At 66.8% G+C, this 22,106-nt stretch carries 19 protein-coding genes; 9 read left to right on the top strand and 10 right to left on the bottom strand.

The genetic code is table 11. The features are described from left to right. Nucleotides 1-33: 33 nt before the first annotated feature. Entirely contained in the window at nt 34-1,515 is a 1,482-nt protein-coding gene (locus ACF8ME_RS07300) for an amino acid permease (RefSeq protein WP_392415869.1), read from the bottom strand. Nucleotides 1,516-1,771: 256 nt separating this feature from the next. Next, a complete protein-coding gene (locus ACF8ME_RS07295) occupies nt 1,772-2,662 on the bottom strand; it encodes a LysR family transcriptional regulator (RefSeq protein ID WP_012206120.1) in 891 nt (296 codons plus the stop codon). Nucleotides 2,663-2,755: 93 nt separating this feature from the next. On the opposite strand from ACF8ME_RS07295, the gene ACF8ME_RS07290 reads away from it, so the two are divergent. From ACF8ME_RS07290 to ACF8ME_RS07280, 3 genes are all read left to right on the top strand, one after another. Beyond that, the gene (locus ACF8ME_RS07290) at nt 2,756-4,216 is read left to right on the top strand and encodes an MFS transporter (protein WP_392415867.1); all 1,461 of its coding nucleotides are present in this window, start codon (nt 2,756-2,758) and stop codon (nt 4,214-4,216) included. A gap of 60 nt (nt 4,217-4,276) precedes the next feature. Beyond that, the gene (locus ACF8ME_RS07285) at nt 4,277-5,089 is read left to right on the top strand and encodes an AraC family transcriptional regulator (protein ID WP_312841472.1); all 813 of its coding nucleotides are present in this window, start codon (nt 4,277-4,279) and stop codon (nt 5,087-5,089) included. 76 nt (nt 5,090-5,165) lie between these two features. After that, a complete protein-coding gene (locus ACF8ME_RS07280) occupies nt 5,166-5,552 on the top strand; it encodes a cupin domain-containing protein (protein ID WP_160852402.1) in 387 nt (128 codons plus the stop codon). Between the two features lie 38 nt (nt 5,553-5,590). Here the strand turns inward: ACF8ME_RS07280 and ACF8ME_RS07275 are convergent, their stop codons facing one another. The 5 genes from ACF8ME_RS07275 to ACF8ME_RS07255 all read right to left on the bottom strand — a co-directional run bounded on the left by ACF8ME_RS07275 (nt 5,591) and on the right by ACF8ME_RS07255 (nt 11,530). Beyond that, nucleotides 5,591-6,529, bottom strand: a complete 939-nt coding sequence (locus ACF8ME_RS07275; protein WP_392415864.1) for an ankyrin repeat domain-containing protein — start codon at nt 6,527-6,529, stop codon at nt 5,591-5,593. Between the two features lie 102 nt (nt 6,530-6,631). Next, nucleotides 6,632-7,426 carry an ABC transporter ATP-binding protein gene (locus ACF8ME_RS07270; protein WP_016446316.1) on the bottom strand — a complete coding sequence of 265 codons (795 nt, stop codon included), beginning with the start codon at nt 7,424-7,426 and terminating at the stop codon, nt 6,632-6,634. Nucleotides 7,427-7,442: 16 nt separating this feature from the next. Further along, complete coding sequence (locus tag ACF8ME_RS07265; protein WP_043825488.1) at nt 7,443-8,330, bottom strand: ABC transporter permease; 888 nt, start codon at nt 8,328-8,330, stop codon at nt 7,443-7,445. A 123-nt stretch (nt 8,331-8,453) separates the two neighbouring features. Then, on the bottom strand, nt 8,454-9,425 hold the full coding sequence (locus ACF8ME_RS07260; RefSeq protein WP_012206114.1) for an ABC transporter substrate-binding protein: 972 nt from the start codon (nt 9,423-9,425) through the stop codon (nt 8,454-8,456). A gap of 404 nt (nt 9,426-9,829) precedes the next feature. Next, nucleotides 9,830-11,530: an electron transfer flavoprotein-ubiquinone oxidoreductase gene (locus tag ACF8ME_RS07255; protein ID WP_016446313.1), complete on the bottom strand. Its 1,701-nt coding sequence runs from the start codon at nt 11,528-11,530 to the stop codon at nt 9,830-9,832. Nucleotides 11,531-11,747: 217 nt separating this feature from the next. Between ACF8ME_RS07255 and ACF8ME_RS07250 the strand changes: the two genes are divergently transcribed. Beyond that, nucleotides 11,748-12,185: a thioesterase family protein gene (locus ACF8ME_RS07250; protein WP_016446312.1), complete on the top strand. Its 438-nt coding sequence runs from the start codon at nt 11,748-11,750 to the stop codon at nt 12,183-12,185. Nucleotides 12,186-12,353: 168 nt separating this feature from the next. Here the strand turns inward: ACF8ME_RS07250 and ACF8ME_RS07245 are convergent, their stop codons facing one another. From ACF8ME_RS07245 to ACF8ME_RS07235, 3 genes are all read right to left on the bottom strand, one after another. Further along, complete coding sequence (locus ACF8ME_RS07245; RefSeq protein ID WP_016446311.1) at nt 12,354-13,379, bottom strand: methionine synthase; 1,026 nt, start codon at nt 13,377-13,379, stop codon at nt 12,354-12,356. Nucleotides 13,380-13,483: 104 nt separating this feature from the next. Further along, nucleotides 13,484-14,467, bottom strand: coding sequence for a DUF1852 domain-containing protein (locus ACF8ME_RS07240; protein WP_016451520.1), 984 nt, complete (start codon nt 14,465-14,467; stop codon nt 13,484-13,486). 208 nt (nt 14,468-14,675) lie between these two features. Beyond that, nucleotides 14,676-15,692 carry a LacI family DNA-binding transcriptional regulator gene (locus ACF8ME_RS07235; RefSeq protein WP_016446309.1) on the bottom strand — a complete coding sequence of 339 codons (1,017 nt, stop codon included), beginning with the start codon at nt 15,690-15,692 and terminating at the stop codon, nt 14,676-14,678. Between the two features lie 109 nt (nt 15,693-15,801). On the opposite strand from ACF8ME_RS07235, the gene ACF8ME_RS07230 reads away from it, so the two are divergent. The 5 genes from ACF8ME_RS07230 (at nt 15,802) to ACF8ME_RS07210 (ending at nt 22,100) form a co-directional block, all read left to right on the top strand. Beyond that, nucleotides 15,802-16,833 (top strand): Gfo/Idh/MocA family protein, encoded by a 1,032-nt coding sequence (locus ACF8ME_RS07230; protein ID WP_392415859.1) that lies wholly within the window; start codon nt 15,802-15,804, stop codon nt 16,831-16,833. Continuing rightward, complete coding sequence (locus ACF8ME_RS07225; protein ID WP_046985419.1) at nt 16,830-18,425, top strand: acyl CoA:acetate/3-ketoacid CoA transferase; 1,596 nt, start codon at nt 16,830-16,832, stop codon at nt 18,423-18,425. Before ACF8ME_RS07230 ends, ACF8ME_RS07225 begins: the two co-directional genes overlap by 4 nt. Then, on the top strand, nt 18,418-19,197 hold the full coding sequence (locus ACF8ME_RS07220; RefSeq protein WP_043791169.1) for an enoyl-CoA hydratase/isomerase family protein: 780 nt from the start codon (nt 18,418-18,420) through the stop codon (nt 19,195-19,197). Before ACF8ME_RS07225 ends, ACF8ME_RS07220 begins: the two co-directional genes overlap by 8 nt. Before the next feature lie 99 nt (nt 19,198-19,296). After that, nucleotides 19,297-20,856: an aldehyde dehydrogenase family protein gene (locus tag ACF8ME_RS07215; RefSeq protein WP_392415856.1), complete on the top strand. Its 1,560-nt coding sequence runs from the start codon at nt 19,297-19,299 to the stop codon at nt 20,854-20,856. Further along, the gene (locus ACF8ME_RS07210) at nt 20,853-22,100 is read left to right on the top strand and encodes an ABC transporter substrate-binding protein (RefSeq protein WP_209668902.1); all 1,248 of its coding nucleotides are present in this window, start codon (nt 20,853-20,855) and stop codon (nt 22,098-22,100) included. Before ACF8ME_RS07215 ends, ACF8ME_RS07210 begins: the two co-directional genes overlap by 4 nt. Nucleotides 22,101-22,106: the final 6 nt, after the last annotated feature.

Raw genomic sequence — 22,106 nt, 5'->3', positions numbered from 1 at the left:
CTGCGGGCTGTTTTCATGGGGACTGGGAGGGCGTCAGTCGACGTTGGAGCCCAGCTGCATGTCCTTGTACTGCACGATGTGCGTGCCCTTGACCAGGCGGTAGCCGCCCCAGATCAGCAGGAACAACGGCAGGCCGATATAGGTGGCGACCACGCCGGTCCAGTCGATGCGGTCTGCCATGAAGGCCTCGTAGTTCTGGCCCAGCGTGATCACCATGCACAGCACGAAGGCGAAGATGGGGCCGAACGGGAACCACGATGCACGGTAGGGCAGCCGGTTCAGGTCCAGGCCCTGGGCCTCGTAGCCCTTGCGGAAGCGGTAGTGGCTGATGGCGATGCCCAGCCAGGCGATGAAGCCCGTCATGCCCGACAGATTCAGCAGCCAGATGTAGACCAGCTGGGGGCTGAAGATGTTGGTCAGAAAGCACAGCGCAGCCACGACCGTGGTGGCCAGCAGGGCCATCGTGGGCACGCCGCGCTTGTTGACGTACGAGAACATGCGCGGCGCCATGCGCTGGCAGGCCAGCGTGTAGAGCATGCGCGTGGAGGCGTACATGCCGGAGTTGCCGGCCGACAGCACCGAGGTCAGCACCACGGCGTTCATCACGGCGGCGGCCGACAGCAGGCCCGCGCGCTCGAAGACCAGGGTGAAGGGGCTCACGCTGATGTCGCCCAGGTCGTTCTTGAGCAGTTGCGGATCGGTGTAGGGGATCAGCAGGCTGATGACCAGGATGGCCAGGACGTAGAACAGCAAAATGCGCCAGAACACCTGGCGCACGGCGCGGGGCACGTTCTTGGCGGGGTTCTCGGATTCGCCAGCGGCAATGCCGATCAGCTCCGTGCCCTGGAAGGAAAAGCCCACGATCATGGCCACGCCGATCAGCGCCGAGAAACCGCCCGCAAAGGGCGCGTCGCCCTGGCTCCACAGGGCAAAGTTGCCCCAGACGCCTTCAGGCGCGCCGCCCCGCACGATGCCCATGATCATGAGCACGCCCACGCCGATGAAGAGGATGACGGTGGTCACCTTGATGGCGGCGAACCAGTACTCGGCCTCGCCGAAGCCTTTGACCGAGATGGCGTTGAGGCCGAACATGATGGCCAGGAACAGGGCGCTCCACAGCATGCCGTTGCCGTCGGGGAACCAGTAGGCCATGACCAGCTGGGCGGCCACCAGGTCCACGGCAATGGTGACGGCCCAGTTGTACCAGTAGTTCCAGCCCAGCGCGAAGCCGAAGCCTTCGTCCACATAGCGCGCGCCGTAGGTGGCGAACGAGCCCGAGACGGGCAGGTTCGCGGCCATTTCGCCGAGGCTGGTCATGAGGAAGTAGACCATCAGGCCCACGATCATGTAGGCCAGCAGGGCGCCGCCGGGGCCGGCCTGCGAGATGGTGGCGCCCGAGGCAACGAAGAGGCCGGTGCCGATGGAGCCGCCGATGGCGATCATGGACAGATGCCGCGCCTTGAGTTCGCGCCTGAGCGCGGTGGGAGCGGCATTCTTGGAGTTGTCTGCTGCCATGGATGTGTCGATTGGTGGATCAGATCCCGCGCGGCCGCTGGCCGGCGCGGGGGCAGGAATGCAAAACAGGAAAAACAAAAGAGCCGCTGTGTCGCGGCCCCATCAAGGTGCATGCACCACGAAAAGGCGTGATTGTCCGAGAACGCTGCCATCGTGGAAAGGCAGGAGTTTAATCCCCCTTCACCCACATAAGCGGAACTGAATCAGCACCCACTGTGTGTGCGGCGCCACGCCAGCTCGGCTGGCCGCTGCCGCCTCACCACTGTGTCTGCGCCAGCAGCAGTTGTGCCAGTGCCTTGATGCGCGGCGAAGCCTGGCGCGTGCGCGGGTAGACCAGGGACAGCTCGCGGGCGCGGCCTTCGTGCTGGGGCAGCAGCCGCACCAGCCTGCCCGCCTGCAGGTGCTCGCGCACCGCGAACTCCATGACCTGGGCCACGCCCAGGCCGCCCAGCGAGCCTTCCACCAGCGGGTCGCCGCTGTCGAAGGTCACGGTCTGCGGCGCCGGCCAGTCCAGCATCTCGCCGTTGCCCGCCAGGAACTGCCAGGGCACGCGCCGGCCCAGGTAGTGGTTGTAGACGGCCATGCAGCTGTGCTGCGCCAGCTCCTGCAGCGTCTGCGGCGTGCCGCGCGCCGCCAGGTAGGCGGGCGAGGCCACGGTCACCCAGCGCAGCGGCGGCAGGGCGCGGGCGATCATGCGGCTGTCGGCCAGCGGGCCTATGCGCACGGCGGCGTCAAAACCTTCTTCCACCATGTCCACCATGCGGTCGGTGAAGCTGGTGTCGATCTGCAGCTGCGGATGCTCGCGCAGCAACTGCCCCAGCAGCGGCACCAGCACGATGCGGCCCAGCATGGACGGCGCCGTCATGCGCAGCACGCCGCTGGGCGCGCAGCGCCGGTCGCTGACCAGCTGGCGCGCCTCTTCCAGCCCGGCGATCAGCGGGGCGCAGCGGTCCACCAGCGCACAGCCATCAGGCGTGAGCGAGACGCTGCGCGTATTGCGGTGCAGCAGCCGCGTGCCCAGGTCTTTCTCCAGCTGCGCCACGGCGCGCGAGATGCGTGGCTGGCTGGTGCCCAGCAGCGTGGCGGCCTGGGTGAAGCTGCGGCTTTCGGCCACCTTGATGAGCAGGTGCACGGCGTTGAGATCCATGGCATGTCTCCAGATTCGATTAATGCAGTTTTGCATAAGAAAAATGAAAATCTGCTGTTTATCTTCACAAGTGCATTAATTAGGATCGGCGCCATGCCAATGACCGATTCCCCCGGCGCCCTGCGCCACCCGCGCGCCGCCCTGGCGCTGCTGTCCCTGTCCCAGCTGCTGATTGCGCTGGATGCCACCATCGTCTTCGTCGCGCTCGACGCCATGGGCCAGCAGCTGCAGATGGACGCGCACCATCTGCAATGGGTGGTCAGTGCCTACAGCGTGGCCTTTGGCGGCTGCCTGCTGCTGGGCGGGCGCTGCGCGGACCTGCTGGGCAAGCGGCGCATGTATGTGGCGGGCATGGCGCTGTTCGGCCTGGCCTCCCTGGTCGGCGGCTTTGCCTCGCAGCCCTGGCAGCTGGTGCTGGGCCGCGCAGGGCAGGGCGTGGCCGGGGCGCTGCTGTTTCCGGCCACGCTGTCGCTGATCAACACCTTGTATGCGGCCGGGCCCGAGCGCAACCGCGCCCTGGCCGTGTGGAGCATGGCGTCGGCCGGTGGGCTGGCGGCCGGCGCGCTGCTGGGCGGCGTGCTCACGCAGACGCTGGGCTGGAACTGGGTGCTGTGGGTGCTGGTGCCCGTGGCCTGGCCGTGTGCCATGGCGGCGCTGCGCTTTCTGCCGCCCTCGGCCCAGACCGGGCGCGCCGCGCCGGGCCAGGGCTTCGATCTGGCCGGCTGCCTGAGCGTGACCGTGGGCAGCAGCCTGCTGGTGACGGCCCTGGTGCAAGGCCCTGAATGGGGCTTTGCCAGCGCCGCCACGCTGGGGACGCTGGCCGTGGCCATGGCGGCGCTGGCGCTGTTCTGGCGCATCGAGGCGCGCATTGCCTCGCCGCTGATGCCGCTGTCCCTGCTGCGCGTGCCCAGCCTGCGCGCGGCCATGCTGCTGACCATGATCTTCATGAGCAGCTTTGGCGTGCAGTACTACTTCCTGGCGCTGTATTTCCAGCAGATCTTCGGCTGGAGCCCGCTGCAGGCCGGCCTGGCCTTCCTGCTGCCCACGGCGGTCTGCACGCTGGGCATCCGCTGGGCCGAACACTGGCTGCACCGCTCCACGCCGCGCACCGTGCTCGTGGGCGGCTGGGCCGCAGGCACCATCGGCCTGGCCTACATGGCCTGGGCGCTGCCGCTGGGCGGCAGCTATGTCTGGCTGGTGCCCGGCTTCGTGGTGCTCAGCCTGGGCCAGGGCGCGTGCTGGACCGCCATGTGGGTGGTGGCCGGCCAGGGCGTGGCGGCTGGGCAGCAGGGCGTGGCCTCGGGCATTGCGGCCACGGCCCAGCAGGTGGGCGCGGCGCTGGGGCTGGCCCTGCTGGTCATGGTGGCCACCGCGCCGCTGGCCGGAATCACGGCGCCCGATGCGCTGCGCGAGGCCACGGCCCGGGGGCTGCAGCAGGCCGAATGGGGTGCCGCGCTGATCGCGCTGCTGGGGTGGGTGGTGTCGGCGGCCATGCGCCGCGCACCGGCAATCCAGTCCGTGCCGGGCGCGGAGCAGCCTGCCTGCTCGCCTTGAGGTCACTGGCCCGCAGTTACCATCTGCGGCTGCTTTGCACACCCCTCACCACCAACCCACATGGCAGAAACGAGCATCTCCAGCGACTGGGTCCGGCATTCGCAGCTGGGCGCAGGCCTGGAGCGTATCGAGGCCTACTTCGGCGGGCACGGCTATGCGCCCCACAGGCACGACACCTACGCGCTGGGCCTGACGCTGTCCGGCGTGCAAAGCTTTGCCTACCGCCGCAGCCAGCGGCACAGCCTGCCCGGTGGCGCCATGGTGCTGCACCCTGACGAATTGCATGACGGCCACGCGGGCACCGACGCAGGTTTTCGCTACCGCATGGTCTATGTGGAGCCGGCCCTGATCCAGCAGGTGCTGGGCGGCAGGCCCTTGCCTTTCGTCGAGGGAGGACTTTCGGCTGATCCCCGGCTCAAGGCTGCGCTGCTGCCCTTGCTGCAATGCCTGGGCGAGGACCTTGAGCCGCTGGCACGCGACGATGCCCTCTACGACCTGGCGCTGGCCCTGGAGGCCGTGGCCGGTCGGCGCAAGCTCAGGCGTCTGCCGGACCTGGTGGCCGTGGAGCGCGCCCGCGCCTGCATCCATGATTCGCTGGAGCAGGGCGTAACCCTGGAGGCGCTGTCCCAGGCCAGCGGCCTGGACCGCTGGCGATTGTGCCGGGATTTCCGCGCGCTCTACGGCACCAGCCCCTACCGCTACCTGAGCATGCGCCGGCTGGACACCGTGCGGCGCCTACTGCTGGCGGGGCAGCCCGTGGCCGAGGCTGCCCTGCAGGCCGGGTTCTTCGACCAGAGCCACATGGCACGCCAGTTCGCCATGGCCTATGGCGTGCCGCCCGCACGCTGGCTCAGGCGCCTGGGCGCGGCCTGAGCTGCACGATCGTGCAAGACCGCAGGGAAGGCGCTTCCTAGCATGGAGGCTCCACACGCTTTCATAAGGTCTGCCCATGACGTTCCCCGTTGAAAACCGCCCCTACGAGGCCATCAACTTCCCTGACAAATTCAGCCGCTTCACCGGCCAGTGGAGCCCCCGCGTCGTCGCCGAGATGAACGACTACCAGTTCAAGATCGTGCGCGTGCAGGGCGAGTTCATCTGGCACTCGCATGCCGAAACGGATGAAGCCTTCCTGGTGCTGGACGGCGAGCTGCGCATCGACTTCCGTGATGGCCATGTGCTGCTGCGCCAGGGCGAGCTCTACGTGGTCCCCAAAGGCACGGAGCACAAGCCCAGCGCCGAGCGGGAAGCCCGGCTCATGCTGATCGAGCCGCGCGGCGTGCTGAACACCGGGGAGGAAGGCGGCGAGAGGACGGCGTTGAACGATGTGTGGGTTTAGCGGGACGGCGGCTGGCTGTCGCCGGGATGGCCGGCCAGCTAGAGAATGTCGCGCTCCCACTTCTGCGTTCCGTGCAGGCGGCGCGCCAGGCTGTCGATGCGCCACTGTCCCGCCTTGCGATGTACGGAGAAACGGTGTTCGTATGCCATGGACTCGTTGGCGCGAAGAACGATGAGTTCCATTCTCGATGCGGATTGCTGGGTCACCGACAGCAGCAGGTCTTGCGCGGAGTGGTGGGTGGGTGTGCCAAAAGAGCTGTGGGCGTAGGCGCGCGGCTTGGAGGTGCAGTACTTGGCCACGATGTCCAGTTGCTCTGCCCAGAACTCAGGCGCGGCTGCGGATGCGGATGCGGCGTGCCTGGCGACGCCTTTGCGTTCCCAGGCTTCCATGGCCAGGATGTAGGCGCGAACCACTCGTTCAGGCGTCTGCGTTTCGGTGCCCGGTGATGTGTCCGGCCAATCCTGAGCCTGCGGTGCTGCAGGCGGCGGCGGGCTGGCGCTGCCAGACCTCTCCAGCAGTGCCATGACCTGCGTATGTCCCTTGGCCCGGGCCAGCGCCCAGGCGTTTTCCTGGCGAAAATCCAGCGGTGCGGGATCGGCACCTGCCTCCAGAAGCAAGGCCACCAGTTCCGTATGGCCGGCCTGCGCGGCGCTCATCAGTGCCGTGCGGCCCAGCTCGGGCGAGGCGATTTCGATGTCGGCATTGTGCGAGAGCAGCATTGCAGCGATGGCCGCATCGCCCAGGCTCGCCGCCCAGGCCAATGCCGTGCTTCCAAGCGCCTTGCATTGCAGGTTGAGCGATGCTCCGTGGCGCAGCAGGGCGGCCACGGCCTGCGGCTGCCGCTGGATGCTGGCCTCGATCAGTGCCGTCCTGCCGGTTCCCTTGTGGCGCCAATCTATGTCTGCGCCGCGGGCCAGCTGGGCATCGATTGCAGCGACATCACCGGCACTTGCGGCCTTGAAAAGGAGATGGGACATGGGGGATCGGCTTTCTGAAGTCAAAAGGCCAGGGCAGGGGCCGTGAAAAAGGGCGCCGCAGCGCCCTTTTATCTTATGCGGGCTGTTTCAGCCCAGTTCAGCTCAGCCCAGCAGCAGCGCGTCGTCTGCCAGCTTTTCGCCGCGCACTTTCTCGAACATTTGCAGCAGGTCGGGCACGTCCATGCGGGCGCGTTCCTCGCCGCTGACGTCGAGCACGACCTGGCCCTGGTGCAGCATCACCGTGCGCTCGCCCACGTCCAGCGCCTGGCGCATGCTGTGGGTGACCATCATGGTGGTGAGCTTGGCCTCGGAGACGATGCGCGCCGTCAGCTGCAGCACGAAGTCGGCCGTGCGCGGGTCGAGCGCAGCGGTGTGCTCGTCCAGCAGCAGGATGCGCGAAGGCTGCAGCGCCGCCATCAGTAGGCTCACGGCCTGGCGCTGGCCGCCAGAGAGCAGGCCGATGCGGTCGGTCAGGCGGTTTTCCAGGCCCAGGCCCAGGATGGACAGGCGTTCGCGGAAGTTGTCGCGCATCTCGGCCTTGACGGCGCGGCTCAGGCGGCGGAAGGTGCCGCGGCGCTGGGCCAGGGCCATGTTTTCCTCGATGGTCAGGTCCTCGCAGGTGCCCGCCATGGGGTCCTGGAAGACGCGGGCCACGCGCTCGGAACGTGCCCACACGGGCAGGCGCGTCATGTCCTGGCCGGCGATCTCGATGCGGCCCTTGTCCACGGACAGGTCGCCCGAGACGGCGTTCAGGAAGGTGGACTTGCCGGCGCCGTTGGAGCCGATGACGGTGACGAACTGGCCGTCGGGAATGTCCAGCGACATGCCGCGCAGCGCCCGCGTTTCGATGGGCGTGCCGGGGTTGAAGGTGATTTCGAGTTGTTGTGCGCTCAGCATGAGGGTTCTCCGGCGATCAGGACTTGCGCTGCGCAAATTTGCGCTTCAGTTGGGGGATCACCAGGGCGACGGTCACCAGCAGCGCGGTGACAAGGTTCAGATCCTGGGCCTTGAGGCCGATGAAATCGCTGTTGAGGGCCGCTGCAATGAAGAAGCGGTACACGATGGCGCCCACCACCACGGCCAGCGTGGCCCAGACGATGCGGCGCGAAGGCAGGATGGACTCGCCCACGATCACGGCAGCCAGGCCGATGACGATGGTGCCGATGCCCATGGAAATGTCCGAGCCGCCCTGGGTCTGCACGAACAACGCGCCGGCCAGGCCGACCAGGCCGTTGGAGATCGCCATGCCCAGCAGGATCATGGCGCCGGTGTTCACGCCCTGCGAGCGTGCCATGCGGGCGTTGGAGCCCGTGGCGCGGATGGCCAGGCCCCGCTCGGTGGCGAAGAACCAGTCCAGGCCCAGCTTGGCGATCACGACGATCACGAACAGGATCACCGGGCGCATCACATAGTCGGCCACGCTGTCGGGCTGCAGCAGGGTGAACAGCGTGGTCTCGTTGATCAGCGGCACGTTGGGGCCGCCCATGATGCGCAGGTTGACCGAATACAGGCCGATCATCATCAGGATGGAGGCCAGCAGGTCCATGATCTTCAGGCGCACATTGAGCCAGCCCGTGATCAGGCCTGCCACCGCGCCTGCGGCCGTGCCGGCCAGCGTGGCCAGCCAGGGATTGGTGCCTGTGGAAATCAGGATGGCGCAGACGGCGCCGCCCAGCGGGAAGCTGCCGTCCACCGTGAGGTCGGGAAAGCGCAGCAATCTGAACGAGATGAAGACGCCCAGCGCCACCAGGCTGAAGATCAGGCCGATCTCGACGGCACCGAGCAATGAGAAAAGAGACATAGGAGGAGCGACAGGCGCGTGGGACAGAAAACGACTTAAAAAAAGGGCAGGGCCATGTTGCCATGGCGCCTGCCACCGTGGGCGCACTGCCCGGGTTGGTCCCGGGCAGGCAAACCCCGGGTATTACTTGATCACCTGGGCGGCCGACTTGACCAGCGCGTCGGACAGCTTGACGCCTTGCTTCTCGGCGGCGCCGGGATTCACGAACAGCTCCATCTTGGTGCTGACTTCGGTCTTCATGTCGCCGGGCTTTTCGCCCTTGAGGATGCGCACGACCATGCGGCCGGTCTGCTCGCCCAGATCGCGGTAGTTGATGCCCAGGGCAGCCACGGCGCCGCGCTTGACGGAGTCGGTGTCCGAGGCCACCAGCGGGATCTTGGCGTCCTGGCCGACCTTGACCAGCGACTCGTAGGCCGAGACCACGTTGTTGTCGGTATTGGTATAGATCACATCGACCTTGCCGACCAGGCTGCGCGCGGCGCTGCTGACGTCCACGGAGCGGGGTGCGGCGGCTTCCACCAGGGTCATGCCCAGCTTGGGCAGCAGGGCCTTGAGTTCCTTGACCACCACGGCGGAGTTGGCCTCGCCGGGGTTGTAGACCATGCCCACGCGCTTGGCGTTGGGCACGACCTGCTTGACCAGATCCATCTGCTTGTCCAGGGCCAGCAGGTCGGACACGCCGGTCACGTTGTTCTTGGACGGCTCCCAGCTGGGCACCAGCTTGGCGGCCACGGGGTCGGTCACGGCGGAGAACACCACGGGCACGGTCTTGGTCGATGCGACCACGGCCTGGGCCGAGGGCGTGGCGATGGCCACGATGGCGTCAGGCTTGTCGCCCACGAACTTGCGTGCGATCTGCGCGGCCGTGCCGGTGTTGCCCTGGGCACTCTGGTACTGCCACTTGAGGTTCTTGCCGGCTTCGTAGCCTGCTTCCTTGAGCGCGGCCTGCACGCCGTCGCGCACGGCGTCGAGTGCAGGGTGCTCGACGATGGCGGTCACTGCGACCGACTTCTCGTCAGCGGCGTGGGCGCCGCCCGCGATGGCGGAAATTGCCAGGGCCAGCGCGCCCAGGGGCGCCCAAGACAAGTGCTTCATACGTGTATCTCCAACGTGCTTGTGTTTGTTCCTGTTTGCTCAGCAGAAGGCCGCACAGGACGGTCGCGGCGCTTCGCGGCAAAGTCTACTGCAGCCGCCCTGTACGCCTTGGCGTTTGGACGACCCGGTTTTCACCTATAGGTTTGTATCTAAAAATTGGCATGAAATCTGCGGGGAATGCCCTAGGTGCAACTTTTTCATGCGTCTTGGACTGGTTTGGCGATGCAGGTTTGCGTCTTCAAGGGCCTGTTTTTGGCTTTGCCGTGCATTTTTATTGCGTGCGATGGCATTTCGGATGGCCTTCTATGCTTTCTGCACCGATGTTGCTTTGACGAGGCTCAAAGAAAAAGCCTGCACAAGCAGGCTTGGGCAGGCTTCAGAGAAGGGCCGGTGTGGCGCGCGGATCACATGCCCGCGTAGTTCGGCCCGCCGCCGCCTTCGGGCGTGACCCAGACGATGTTCTGCGTGGGGTCCTTGATGTCGCAGGTCTTGCAGTGCACGCAGTTCTGGGCGTTGATCTGCAGGCGCTTGCCGCCCTGGGCCGTGTCGTCCACGAACTCGTAGACGCCGGCCGGGCAGTAGCGCTGCTCGGGGCCTGCGTACTTGGCCAGGTTGATGGCCACGGGCACCGAGGCGTCCTTGAGCGTCAGGTGGGCGGGCTGGTCTTCGGCGTGGTTGGTGTTGCTGATGAAGACGCTGGACAGGCGGTCGAAGGTCAGCTTGCCATCGGGCTTGGGGTAGTCGATGGGCTTGCACTCGGCCGCCGGCTTCAGGTAGGCGTGGTCGGGCTTGTCGCGGTGCAGCGTCCAGGGGATGTTGCCCTTGAGCACGAACTGCTCGATGCCGTTCATCAGCGTGGCCGTGGTCAGGCCCTTCTTGAACCAGGCCTTGAAGTTGCGCGACTTGTTCAGCTCTTCGTACAGCCAGCTGTTCTCGAAGGCCTGGACATAGGCGCCCAGCTCGTCGCCCTGGCGGCCCGCGACGATGGCGTCATAGGCGGCCTCGGCGGCCAGCATGCCGGTCTTGATGGCGGCATGGCTGCCCTTGATGCGGCTGACGTTCAGGAAACCTGCGTCGCAGCCCACGAGCGCGCCGCCCGGGAACACGAACTTGGGCAGGGACAGCAGGCCGCCGGCCGTGATGGCGCGCGCGCCGTAGCCCAGGCGCTTGGCCGGCTTGATGCCCTTGGACTCGTCGCCTTCCAGGTAGTAGCGGATGTTGGGATGGGTCTTCCAGCGCTGGAATTCCTCGAAGGGGCTCAGGTAGGGGTTGGCATAGTCCAGGCCCGTGATGAAGCCCAGCGTGACCTTGTTGTCGTCCAGGTGGTAGAGGAAGGCGCCGCCGTAGGTCTTGCTGTCCATGGGCCAGCCGGCCGTGTGCATCACGAAGCCGGGCTTGTGGCGTGCCGGGTCGATTTCCCACAACTCCTTGATGCCCAGGCCGTAGCTTTGCGGGTCCTTGCCGGCGTCCAGCTGGTACTTGGCGATGATCTGCTTGCCCAGATGGCCGCGTGAGCCTTCGGCAAAGATCGTGTACTTGGCGTGCAGCTCCATGCCCAGCTGGAACTCGCCCGTGGGCTCGCCGTCCTTGCCGATGCCCATGTTGCCGGTGGCCACGCCCTTGACCGAACCGTCCTCGTTGTAGAGCACTTCGGCAGCGGCAAAGCCCGGGAAGATTTCAACGCCCAGTGCCTCGGCCTGCTCGCCCAGCCACTTGACCACGTAGCCCAGGCGAACGATGTAGTTGCCATGGTTCTGGAAGCAGGCCGGCAGCAGGAAGTTGGGCGTGCGCAGGGCGGATTTCTCGCCCAGGAAGACCATGGCGTCATCGGTGACGGGCTGGGTCAGGGGCGCGCCCTTTTCCTTCCAGTCAGGGATCAGCTCGGTCAGCGCACGCGGGTCCATGATGGCGCCCGACAGGATGTGGGCACCGGGCTCCGACCCCTTTTCCAGCACGACGACGGAGACATCCTGGCCTTTTTCGGCCGCCAGCTGCTTGAGGCGGATGGCCGTGGCCAGCCCGCCGGGGCCGCCGCCGACCACCACCACGTCGTATTCCATGGCTTCGCGCGGCCCGTACTGGGCCAGGATTTCTTCGTTCGTCATCGGGGTGTCTCGCTTGGATATTGAAAAACAGGATGGTCGGCAGACCGAACGTTTGTTCGGTTGCAGCGCAAAAGCCGCAATGCGGTGGATTCTATGACGTGCTTGGACCCTGCCGTTGCTGATAGGTGACAGCGCGGGAATCCGCCCTGCTGCACAGTGACCGGGGGCTGCGGGGCATGGTGCCTTGCGGTGGCGCTACAACAAGGAGACTGCAGGCATGCGCATAGAGATTCCAGAATATAAAAAATGGGTTCACGAGATGCGATTCAAAGTGCGCTGGGGCGACATGGACGCCATGGGCCATGTCAACAACGCCATGTACTTCCGCTATCTGGAGACTGCCCGCATCGACTGGATGGTCGAAGCGGGCATGGCGCCTACGCCGGGTGGGCAGGGGCCGGTCATCGTCAATGCGTTCTGCAACTTCCACCAGCAGCTGGCCTATCCCGACGAAGTACTGCTCAAGATGTATGTCAGCGACCCCGGCCGCACCACCTTCGAGACCTGGGGAACCATGGAACGCGTCTCCGAACCCGGCGTGATCTGCGCGGCCGGTGGTGGCACCGTCATCTGGGTGGACTTTCCCAGGCAGAAGGCCGTCGAGCTGCCGGGCTGGGTGCGGGAGATGGTGGGCGGCACGGCTGGCCCAGGTTGACTCAGGCTCGCCCGCTGTACCAGCCGACGTGTAGCCAGCAATGGCTGGCGGGGCTGGCCCGGTCCGGACGAACAAGCCCTTTGATGCAGGGTGCGCTGGGGTTTTTGTTCTGCCGCATTGCAGATCCATCGCAGCCCTGGGTAGCCCGGCGTGGCGGCCGGGCGCGACTTACGCAGCCGCCAACCGCTCCTTTGCCAGCCGCGTGCCTGCTGCCAGCGCTTGCAGCTTGCGCCACGCCACGTCGCGGCCCATGGGTGCGAGGCCGCAGTTCGTGCAGGGGAACAGCCGCTCCTTCGGCACGAACTCCAGCGCCCGGCCGATGGTGTCGGCCACCTCTTCGGGGGTCTCGACCACGTCGCTGGCCACGTCGATCACGCCGACCATCACGTCCTTGCCGGCCAGCAGCCTCATCAGGTCGGGCGGCACGTGGGAGTGGATGCACTCCAGGCTCACCTGGTCGATGCGGCTCTTGGCCAGCGCGGGGAACACCGTCTCGTACTGGCGCCATTCATCGCCCAGGGTGCTTTTCCAGTCCGTATTGGCCTTGATCCCGTAGCCATAGCAGATATGCACGGCCGTCGTGCAGGTCAGGCCCTGCGCCGCACGTTCCAGCGCCTGCACGCCCCAGTCGGCGGCGTCCTTCATGTAGACGTTGAAGGCGGGCTCGTCGAACTGGATGATGTCCACGCCGTCGGCCTGCAGCGCCAGGGCCTCCTGGTTGAGCAGCTCGGCGAAAGCGAAGGCCATCTTCACCCTGTCGCCATAGAAGCGGTCCGCCACGGTGTCGACGATGGTCATGGGGCCGGGCAGCGTGAACTTCAGCTTCTTCCTGGTGTGCGCGCGTGCCAGTTGTGCCTCGAAGGCATGCACGCGTCCCTTCAGGCGCAGGGCCGACACCACCTGCGGCACCATCGCGTCGTAGCGGTTGTCGCGGATGCCCATCTTCACCTTGTTTTCGAAGTCGATGCCCTCGACCTGCTCCAGGAAGCCGTGCACGAAGTGCTGGCGTGACTGCTCGCCGTCGCACACGATGTCCAGGCCTGCGTCTTCCTGGGCCTTGATCCACAGCAGGGTTGCATCGGCCTTGGCCTGGCGAAGCGCATCGCCTTCGGCCTTCCACTGGGGCCAGAGCTTGTTGGTTTCAGCCAGCCAGGCGGGCTTGGGCAGGCTGCCGGCGATCGAGGTTTCGAACATCTGGGAATTCCTTCAAATCAAACAGGGGTATGGCGGGCGTGCTCCGGGACGGTTTTCCCGGCCCGCCACGGATTGGGTGCCATGGCAGGCATGGCGGCGGGTGGCTACAGGGCGAAATCGGCAGCCCATTGCTCAAGCACATTCTTGTACGGCTTGATGAAGTGCTGCTCTGCAAACTTGCCCTGCTTGACAGCCAACTGGCTGCGCTCTTCCCGGTCATAGACAATCTGCGTCGACGAGTAATCGTGATTCTTCAGGCTGGGTTGATAGAGCATCCCGGCTGCAGAATTCGCGTTGTAGATTTCGGGGCGATAAATCTTCTGGAAGGTCTCCATGGTGCTGATCGTGCCGATCAGCTCGATATTCGTATAGTCGTTCAGCAGGTCGCCGTGAAAGTAGAAGGCCAGTGGCGCAACGCCATTTGGAGGCATGAAGAAGCGAACCTGCATTCCCATCTTCTCGAAATACCGGTCGGTCGAGGAGAACTCGCTCTGCCGATACTCGATGCCCAGTATGGGGTGCCGGTTTCCGGTGCGCTGGTAGGTCTTGCTGGTGGACACGCTGATACAGATGACGGGCGGCTTGTCGAAGTGCTGCCTGTAGGTGCCTGAGCTGGAAAATTGCCTGAACAGCTTCCCATGCAAGTCGCCAAAATCATCGGGGGTGCCGAATTCGGATCGGTTGGCGTTGTACTCCGCAAGCACAACGCTGAAATCGTAGTCGCGCACGTAGGAGGAGAAATTGTTCCCTGCGATGCCGTCTATGCGCTTGTGGTTCTTCTTGTCGAGGATGCTGGTCTTCAATATCTCGATCAACGGAAACGCACCAAGGCCGTTTCTGGCGCCAATTCCCATTTCGACCGAGATGATCTCGAGCTCCACCGAGTAGCGATCTCCCGTGGGATTGTCCCAGTGGGCCAGGTCGTTGAAGCGGTTGTCAATCATCCTCAGCGTGTTGCGCAGGTTCTGCTGCCGGCAATCGCCACGGGCCAGATTGGCAAAGTTGGTGGTAATTCGCGTGCTGTCCGATGGTTGATAGTCTTCATCGAAACGAATGCGCTTGAGATGGAAGCTGAGTTCTTGGTTCATTGTGATCTGCGACCTGATTCATGCCCTTGCCGAAAACTGCGGGCAAGCAATAGGTGCGGATGTTATGGACGGCAATCGATGAAGTAAAGTGGTCTTATCTCATGAAACCATGAGCCTGGTTCATCAAAAGCCGGCAGGCCAGAGCGCATCCCGCTCAGCGCGGTGGAGCCAGTCGGTATCCGGGCCAGTTCCGACCGCGCCGCAGTCTTCAGGCTGACTGGCGCAGCACCAGCTTGGGCCTGGCCAACAACTGCTGGCGGGGCTGGCCCGGATGGGCCATGCGTGCCAGCAGCAAGGTGGCAGCCTGTTCGCCAAGCTCGGCGGGGCGCACGTCCACCGTGCTCAGGGGGGGATGGGAATGCGCGGCATCGAACACGTTGTCGAAGCCCATGAGCGCGAAGTCTTTGCCTGCGCGCAGTCCGTTTTCGTCCAGGGCAGACAGTGCGCCAAAGGCCACCAGATCGTTGTAGCAGATGGCCGCCTTGATGGCTGGCTGCGCGGCCAGCAGGCTGCGCATGGCGTCATGCCCTCCCGTGCGCGTGGGGCTGGCGGAGAAAACCAGATCTTCATCGAAAGCCAGGCCCGCATCGGCAAAGGCGGCCCTGCAGCCGCTCAGGCGCTGCTCCAGCATCAGGCCGTCCAGCCCTCCCAGAAAACCGATGCGGCGATGCCCGGCCGCGAGCAGGTGGCGCGTGGCCGCCATCACGCCATGGGCGTTGTCGGCGCCTGCGAAGTCGTAGCTTCCCTCGCCCAGCGTGCGGATCATGACCACCAGGGGAATGCCCCATGACTGCAGGTCCTGCGCCAGCGAGGCCGGCGTGTCCAGCGCCGGGCACAGCGCAATGCCGGCCGCGTTGTGCTCGCGCATGGTGGTCAGCACTTTTTGCTGGCGCTCCAGGCTTTCGCTGGTGTGGGCCATGAGCGTGATGAAGCCGGCATCGGCCAGCCTGCGCTCAAGCCCCGCCAGCACCTCGGCAAAGAAGGGGTTCATCAGGTCGTTGATCACGACACCGACCATGTTGGACGACTGGCGCCGCAGCTCTCCGGCGCGGCGGTTGTAGACGTAGCCGAGCTGCGCTGCCGCTGCACGCACGCGCTCCGATGTCTCGGCCGGAATCAGGGGGCTGCCCTTGAGCACCAGCGACACCGTTGATTTGGAGACCTGGGCCGCAGCCGCCACGTCAAGGATGGTCACGGCGCGCACGGAAGGGGGCTTGTTCATCATGGTTCGGTGTTTTCCCTGGGTCGGCGCGATTGTGCTTGATCTTCTTTTGGAACGTTCCAATAATCAATTAGAACGTTCCAATAGAAATCATCAATACAGGGAGGGGACCATGAGCGAGGTCGGTTGGGGATTGATAGGGGCCAGCACCATTGCTGCCGATCACATGATCGGTGCCATCCGCGCGCAGCGCGGGCACACGGTGGCGGCGGTCGCCAGCCGCAGTGCAAAGCGCGCGGCGCAGTTTGCTGCCGAGCAGGGCATTGCCCGCGCCTACGACTCGGTGCCCGCCATGCTGGCCGACCCGTCAGTCCAGGTGGTCTACGTCAGCGCCGACAACGAATTGCGCCACGCCCAGGTCCTTGCTGCGGCAGCGGCCGGCAAGCATGTCCTGTGCGAGAAGCCATTGGCGCTGACCGTGCAGCAGGCGCTGGACATGGTGAGGGCATGCCGGGCCGCAGGCGTGGTGCTGGGCACCAACCACCACCTGCGCAACGCGGCAACGCACCGCAGGATGCGCGAGCTGGTGCGCGATGGCGCCGTGGGCCAGCCGCTGTTTGCGCGCGTCTTCCACGCCATCGAGCTGCCGCCCTCTGTGCAGGGCTGGCGGCTGGAGCGGCCCGAGGCCGGTGGCGTGATCCTCGACATCGGCGTGCATGACGTGGATGCGCTGCGCTTCATCCTGGGGGCTGAGCCGGTGGAGGCGGTGGCGCTGGAGCAGCAAGGACCGCTGTCCCGCAACGGCGTGGCGGACGGCGTGATGGCCGTGCTGCGGCTGGACAACGGCGTGCTGGCGCAACTGCATGCGGCATTCACCGTGGCGCATGCGGGAACCGGCATCGAGATCCATGGCACCTCGGGCTCGCTCATCGGGCGCGATGTGATGACGCAGCGGCCGGGCGGCGAGGTGCTGCTGCGCAATGGGGCCGGCGAGCAGGCCATTGCCGTGGAGCACCACGGTCTCTACGCGCATGGGGTGGCCGCGTTCTGCGCCGCGCTGCGTGGCGAAGGCCTGCCTGCCGCCACCGGCGAGGATGGCGCGCGCTCGCTGGCGGCGGCGGTGGCCATGGCCCAGGCCTGCCGCACGGGCCGGGCCGTGCCCATAGCCAATCCCCTTGCACGGGAACGGGGGGCGGCCGCATGAGCAAGCACATCACCGCCGCACAGGCTGCAGCCTTGCTGCGCGACGGCGACATCGTCAGCGTGAGCTCGTCCAGCGGGCTGGGCTGCCCCGACAAGGTGCTGGCCGCCATTGGCGAGCGCTTCGAACGCGAGGGTGCTCCGCGCAACCTGACCACGCTGCACCCGATTGCGGCCGGCGATATGTACGGCATCAAGGGAATGGACCATCTGGCCCGGCCCGGGCTGCTGTCGCGTGTCCTGGCCGGCTCGTATCCCAGCGGCCCGTCCTCGCTGCCCATGCCTGCGATCTGGCGCATGGTGGTGGACAACCAGATCCAGGCCTACAACATCCCCAGCGGCATCCTGTTCGACATGCACCGCGAGGCCGCTGCGCGGCGCCCGGGCGTGCTGACCCAGGCGGGCATGGGCACCTTTGTCGATCCCGCACAGCAGGGCTGCGCGATGAACGAGCCGGCCAGCCGCCATCCGGTAGTGCGCCTGCAGCATTTCGACGGGCGCGACTGGCTGTTCTTTCCCGCTGTGGCGCCCGACGTGACCGTCCTGCGCGCCACCACGGCCGATGAGCGCGGCAACCTGGGCTATGAGCACGAAGGCGCGCTGCTGGGCGCGCTGGAGCAGGCGATGGCCGCACGCAACAACGGCGGCATCGTCATCGCCCAGGTCAAGCGCATCGTCAGGGCCGGCCACCTGAGGCCGCACGATGTCCGCGTCCCCTGCCATCTGGTGGACCATGTGGTGGTCGATGCCGATCAGTGGCAGACCACGCAGACGGTGTACGACCCGGCCATCAGCGGAGAGGTTGCGCAACCGCTGTCCGGCTTCGAGCCCCAGGCCTGGGGGCCCGAGAAGGTGATTGCGCGCCGCGCCGCCATGGAACTGGCGCACGGGCATGCCGCCAACCTGGGCTTTGGCATTGCGGCCAATGTGCCGCGCATCCTGCTCGAAGAGGGCCTGCATGGCGAGGTGACCTGGGTGATAGAGCAGGGCGCCGTCGGCGGCATGCCGCTACTGGGCTTTGCCTTTGGCTGCGCGGCCAATGCCGATGCCATCGTGGCCTCGCCCCAGCAGTTCACCTATTTCCAGGGTGGGGGCTTCGATGTGACGCTGCTGTCCTTCCTGCAGGTGGATGGCGATGGCAGCGTCAATGTCTCGCGGCTGGGGGCCAGGCCCTATCTGACGGCCGGCTGCGGCGGCTTTGTGGATATCACGGCCCATGCGCGGCGCATCGTCTTCTGCGGACTTTTCACGGCCGGCGCCAGGCTGCGCGTGGGCGACGGGCGGCTGGACATCCTCGAGGAGGGCGGCACGCGCAAGTTCGTCGGCACGGCCGAGCACATCAGCTTCAGCGGCCTGGTCGGGCGCCAGCGCGGGCAGCGGGTGCGCTATGTGACCGAGCGCTGCGTCATCGACCTCGAAGACCAGGGCCTGGTCGTGCGCGAGATCGCGCCCGGCGTGGACCTGCAGCGCGATGTGCTGGAGCAGGCCGGCATGGCGCTGCAGGTGGCGCCCGACCTGCGGCGAATGGATGAGCGCCTGTTCCACGATGCGCCCTTTGGCCTGGCCCTGCAGGCCCGGGAGGTCCGCCGTGGCTGAGACCCTGGTTCAACTGGTGCGCCAGGGCCCCGTGGCCCAGGTCACGATAGACCGGCCCGCACGGCTGAACGCGCTGACCCCCTGCATGCTCGACGCACTGGAGCACATGGCGCGCGAGATCGAGGCCGATGGCGCCATCCGTGCCGTGGTGCTGACCGGCCGTGGCGACAGGGCCTTTTGCGCGGGCGCCGACATCCATGCCTGGGCCGCGCTGCAGCCGCTGGACATGTGGCGGCAGTGGGTGCGCCGTGGCCACCAGGTGTTCGACCGGTGGGCGCGGCTGCGCCAGCCCGTGATTGCGGCGCTCAACGGCCATGCGTTCGGCGGCGGGCTGGAGCTGGCCATCACCAGCGATGTGCGCATCGCCGTCGATACGGCGCAGTTCGCGCTGCCAGAGGCATCGATCGCCACCTGTCCCGGCTGGTCCGGCTCGCAGCGGCTGGTGCGGCTGATCGGCCCCGGCCACGCGAAGTACCTGGCCCTGGGCGGCGTGCGGCTGTCCGCCGATCAGGCGCTGGCCTGCGGGCTGGTGCATGAACGGGTGCCGGCCAGCGAACTGGGCCTGCGCGCTGCTGCGTTGGCCCACGACATGGCAGGCCAGGCGCCCGTGGCACTGCAGCTGACCAAGCAACTGATCAATGCCGCCGCCGGCGAAGACGCACCCGCCGCACTGGAAGCCATGGCCGCAGCCCTGGCCGCGAGCACGGCCGATGCAGCCGAAGGCCTGCTCAGCTTCAAGGAAAAGCGCGTGCCGCGCTACCTGGGCCGCTGAATCTGCGCCGACCTGCCGACCTGCCGACCTGCCGACCTGCCGACCTGCCGATTCGCCGTTCCGCCCTTGCCCCCTGAACCACCCAAGGAGACCGCCACCATGACTGCCGCGAACCCGCCTCCAGCCCATGCAACTGCAGTGAATGCAGGGGCCACGGCCGGCCTCATCCACAGGCCCCCGTTCCATGGCCGGCTGCTCATCGATGGCGCCTGGGCCGATGCGGCCGACGGCGCGACGCTGGAACGCCGCTCCCCGGCCCACGGCACCGTGGCCAGCATCCATGCGCGGGCCGGCCGGGCCGATGCCGCGCGTGCCATTGCCGCAGCACGCCGCGCTGCGGACCACGGGCCCTGGCCCCGCATGAAGGGTGCGCAGCGCGCCAGCGTGCTGCGTGCCGTGGCCGAATGCCTGCTGGACCGCAGGCAGGAATTGGCGCGTATGGAGACGCTGGAGACCGGCAAGCCGCTGGACCAGTCGCTGGACGAGGTGGGCGCGGCAGCCGACCTGTGGCACTACGCCGCCGCACTGGCGCGCAACCTGCATGGCGACAGCTATGACACGCTGGGCGAGGAGACGCTTGGTGTGGTGCTGCGCGAGCCGCTGGGCGTGGTCGGCATCGTCACGCCCTGGAACTTTCCCCTGCTCATCGTCAGCCAGAAGCTGCCCTTTGCGCTGGCCGCCGGCTGCACGGCCGTGGTCAAGCCGGCCGAGGAAACATCGGCCACCACGCTGATGCTGGGCGAGATCCTCATGAACGCCGGCCTGCCGCCCGGTGCCGTCAACATCCTGCCAGGCGGCGGTGGCGCTGTCGGCGAGGTCCTGGCCGCGCACCCGGACATCGACATGCTGTCCTTCACGGGCTCCACGGAAACAGGCCGGAAGGTGGCCGCAGCTTCGGCGCAGACCCTCAAGAAGCTGTCCCTGGAGCTGGGCGGCAAGAACCCCCAGATCGTCTTTGCCGATTGCGACTTCGAGGCGGCCGTCGATGCCACGGTGCTGGGCATGCACTTCAATGCCGGCCAGTGCTGCAACAGCGGCAGCCGCGTGCTGGTGCAGGCGGCCATCGCCGAGCGCTTCGTGGCCGCCGTGGCCGAGCGCGCGCGGCAGGTGCGCGTGGGCGATCCGTTGGACCAGGGCGTGCAGGTGGGCGCCATCACCACGCAGCGCCAGCTGGACGCCATCCTCACCCACATCGAGGCCGCGTGCCAGGCCGGCGCCCGCGTGGTGCTGGGGGGCGGCCGCATGGCGCGCCCAGGCCTGTATGTGGAGCCCACGGTGCTGGCCGGCGTGACGCCGGACATGGCCATTGCCAGGCAGGAGGTCTTCGGGCCCGTGCTCGCGGTGCTGGTCTTCGAGGACCTGGACGATGCGATCGACCTGGCCAACGCCACGCTCTACGGCCTGTCGGCCGCCGTCTGGAGCCGTGACTTCAGCACCTGCCTGGCGGCGGCGCGGCGCATCAAGGCCGGCACGGTCTGGGTCAATACCTTCCTCGAAGGCCATGCCGAGCTGCCTTTCGGCGGCTACCGCCAAAGCGGCCTGGGCCGCGAGCTGGGCCGCCGTGCCGCCGAGGACTACACCCAGGCCAAGACCCTGCACATGCACCTGGGTGCGCGCAGCCACTGGTATCTGCCCATCCACGAAGGAGACACGGCATGAAGCGGCCACTGACTGCCATGGCGCTGGCCATGGCCCTTGCCACACCGCCGGCCGCCATGGCCGGTCAGAGCGTCGAGGTCCTGCACTGGTGGACCGCTGGCGGCGAGGCCGCCGCGCTGAACCTGCTCAAGAGCGGGCTGGAAAAGCAGGGCGTGCGCTGGAACGACATGCCCGTGGCCGGTGGCGGCGGCGAGGCGGCCATGACGGCGGTGCGCGCCCGCGTGACCTCGGGCAACCCGCCCACGGCGGTGCAGATGCTGGGCTTCGACATCCTGGACTGGGGCGGCCAGGGCGTGGTCGCCGACCTGGATGCCCTGGCCGCGCGCGAGGGCTGGGACAAGAGCGTGCCGCAGGAGGTGCAGAAATTCTCGCGCTACCAGGGCCGCTGGATCGCGGCGCCAGTCAACATCCATTCGACCAACTGGCTGTGGGCCAACCGGCAGGTGCTGGCCCAGGCGGGCGTGACGGCCGAGCCAGCGAGCTTTGACGAATTCATCGCGGCGGCGCGCAAGGTGCGCCAGGCCGGTTTCATCGCCATCGCCCATGGCGGCCAGCCCTGGCAGGAGGCCATCGTGTTCGACAGCGTGGCCCTGTCCACGGGCGGCGCCGACTACTACCGCAAGGCCTTCATCGAGCGCGATCCGGCCACCATCCGGTCGGCGACCACGCGCAAGGTATTCCAGCGCATGGCGCAGATCCGCAGCCTGGTGGACAAGGATTTTTCGGGGCGCGACTGGAACGTGGCCTCGGGCATGGTCATCGCCGGCAAGGCGGGCTTCCAGATCATGGGCGACTGGGCCAAGGGCGAGTTCCTCAACGCCGGCAAGCAGCCCGGCAAGGACTTTGCCTGCTACCGCTTCCCGGGCACCCAGGGCATGGTGGCCTTCAGCTCCGACCAGTTCGTGATGTTCAGGCTGTCCGACGCGGGCAAGGCGGCCGCTCAGCGCAAGCTGGCGGCCGCCATCATGGAGCCGGCCTTTCAGTCGGCGTTCAATGTCGTCAAGGGTGCGGCGCCTGCGCGCCTGGACGTGGCGGATACGGCCTTCGACGAATGCGGCAAAAAGGCCATCCGCGACGTGGCCGAGGCCGATGGCCGGCGCAGCATGCTGGGCTCCATTGCGCTGGGCCATGCGACGGCCGCATCGGCCAAGAACGCCATCTATGACGTGGTCACGCGCCACTTCAACGGCCAGATCGACGATGCCAGGGCCGTGGCCGAGCTGGCCTCGGCCCTGGCCGACTGATGGAGG

Source organism: Delftia sp. WSY_7 (assembly GCF_043104845.1).
Lineage (GTDB): Bacteria > Pseudomonadota > Gammaproteobacteria > Burkholderiales > Burkholderiaceae_C > Comamonas > Comamonas tsuruhatensis.
The sequence above is the reverse complement of the archived record's forward strand: the minus strand, read 5'-3'. Positions and strand labels throughout refer to the sequence as shown.

Coding starts and splice junctions, on each gene's coding strand:
- ACF8ME_RS07255 (WP_016446313.1), bottom strand. CDS start 11,530: ATGACGAACGAAGAAATCCTGGCCCAGTACGGGCCGCGCGAAGCCATG.
- ACF8ME_RS07245 (WP_016446311.1), bottom strand. CDS start 13,379: ATGTTCGAAACCTCGATCGCCGGCAGCCTGCCCAAGCCCGCCTGGCTG.
- ACF8ME_RS07260 (WP_012206114.1), bottom strand. CDS start 9,425: ATGAAGCACTTGTCTTGGGCGCCCCTGGGCGCGCTGGCCCTGGCAATT.
- ACF8ME_RS07290 (WP_392415867.1), top strand. CDS start 2,756: ATGCCAATGACCGATTCCCCCGGCGCCCTGCGCCACCCGCGCGCCGCC.
- ACF8ME_RS07285 (WP_312841472.1), top strand. CDS start 4,277: ATGGCAGAAACGAGCATCTCCAGCGACTGGGTCCGGCATTCGCAGCTG.
- ACF8ME_RS07265 (WP_043825488.1), bottom strand. CDS start 8,330: ATGTCTCTTTTCTCATTGCTCGGTGCCGTCGAGATCGGCCTGATCTTC.
- ACF8ME_RS07215 (WP_392415856.1), top strand. CDS start 19,297: ATGACTGCCGCGAACCCGCCTCCAGCCCATGCAACTGCAGTGAATGCA.
- ACF8ME_RS07230 (WP_392415859.1), top strand. CDS start 15,802: ATGAGCGAGGTCGGTTGGGGATTGATAGGGGCCAGCACCATTGCTGCC.
- ACF8ME_RS07235 (WP_016446309.1), bottom strand. CDS start 15,692: ATGATGAACAAGCCCCCTTCCGTGCGCGCCGTGACCATCCTTGACGTG.
- ACF8ME_RS07210 (WP_209668902.1), top strand. CDS start 20,853: ATGAAGCGGCCACTGACTGCCATGGCGCTGGCCATGGCCCTTGCCACA.
- ACF8ME_RS07225 (WP_046985419.1), top strand. CDS start 16,830: ATGAGCAAGCACATCACCGCCGCACAGGCTGCAGCCTTGCTGCGCGAC.
- ACF8ME_RS07295 (WP_012206120.1), bottom strand. CDS start 2,662: ATGGATCTCAACGCCGTGCACCTGCTCATCAAGGTGGCCGAAAGCCGC.
- ACF8ME_RS07275 (WP_392415864.1), bottom strand. CDS start 6,529: ATGTCCCATCTCCTTTTCAAGGCCGCAAGTGCCGGTGATGTCGCTGCA.
- ACF8ME_RS07250 (WP_016446312.1), top strand. CDS start 11,748: ATGCGCATAGAGATTCCAGAATATAAAAAATGGGTTCACGAGATGCGA.
- ACF8ME_RS07280 (WP_160852402.1), top strand. CDS start 5,166: ATGACGTTCCCCGTTGAAAACCGCCCCTACGAGGCCATCAACTTCCCT.
- ACF8ME_RS07300 (WP_392415869.1), bottom strand. CDS start 1,515: ATGGCAGCAGACAACTCCAAGAATGCCGCTCCCACCGCGCTCAGGCGC.
- ACF8ME_RS07270 (WP_016446316.1), bottom strand. CDS start 7,426: ATGCTGAGCGCACAACAACTCGAAATCACCTTCAACCCCGGCACGCCC.
- ACF8ME_RS07240 (WP_016451520.1), bottom strand. CDS start 14,467: ATGAACCAAGAACTCAGCTTCCATCTCAAGCGCATTCGTTTCGATGAA.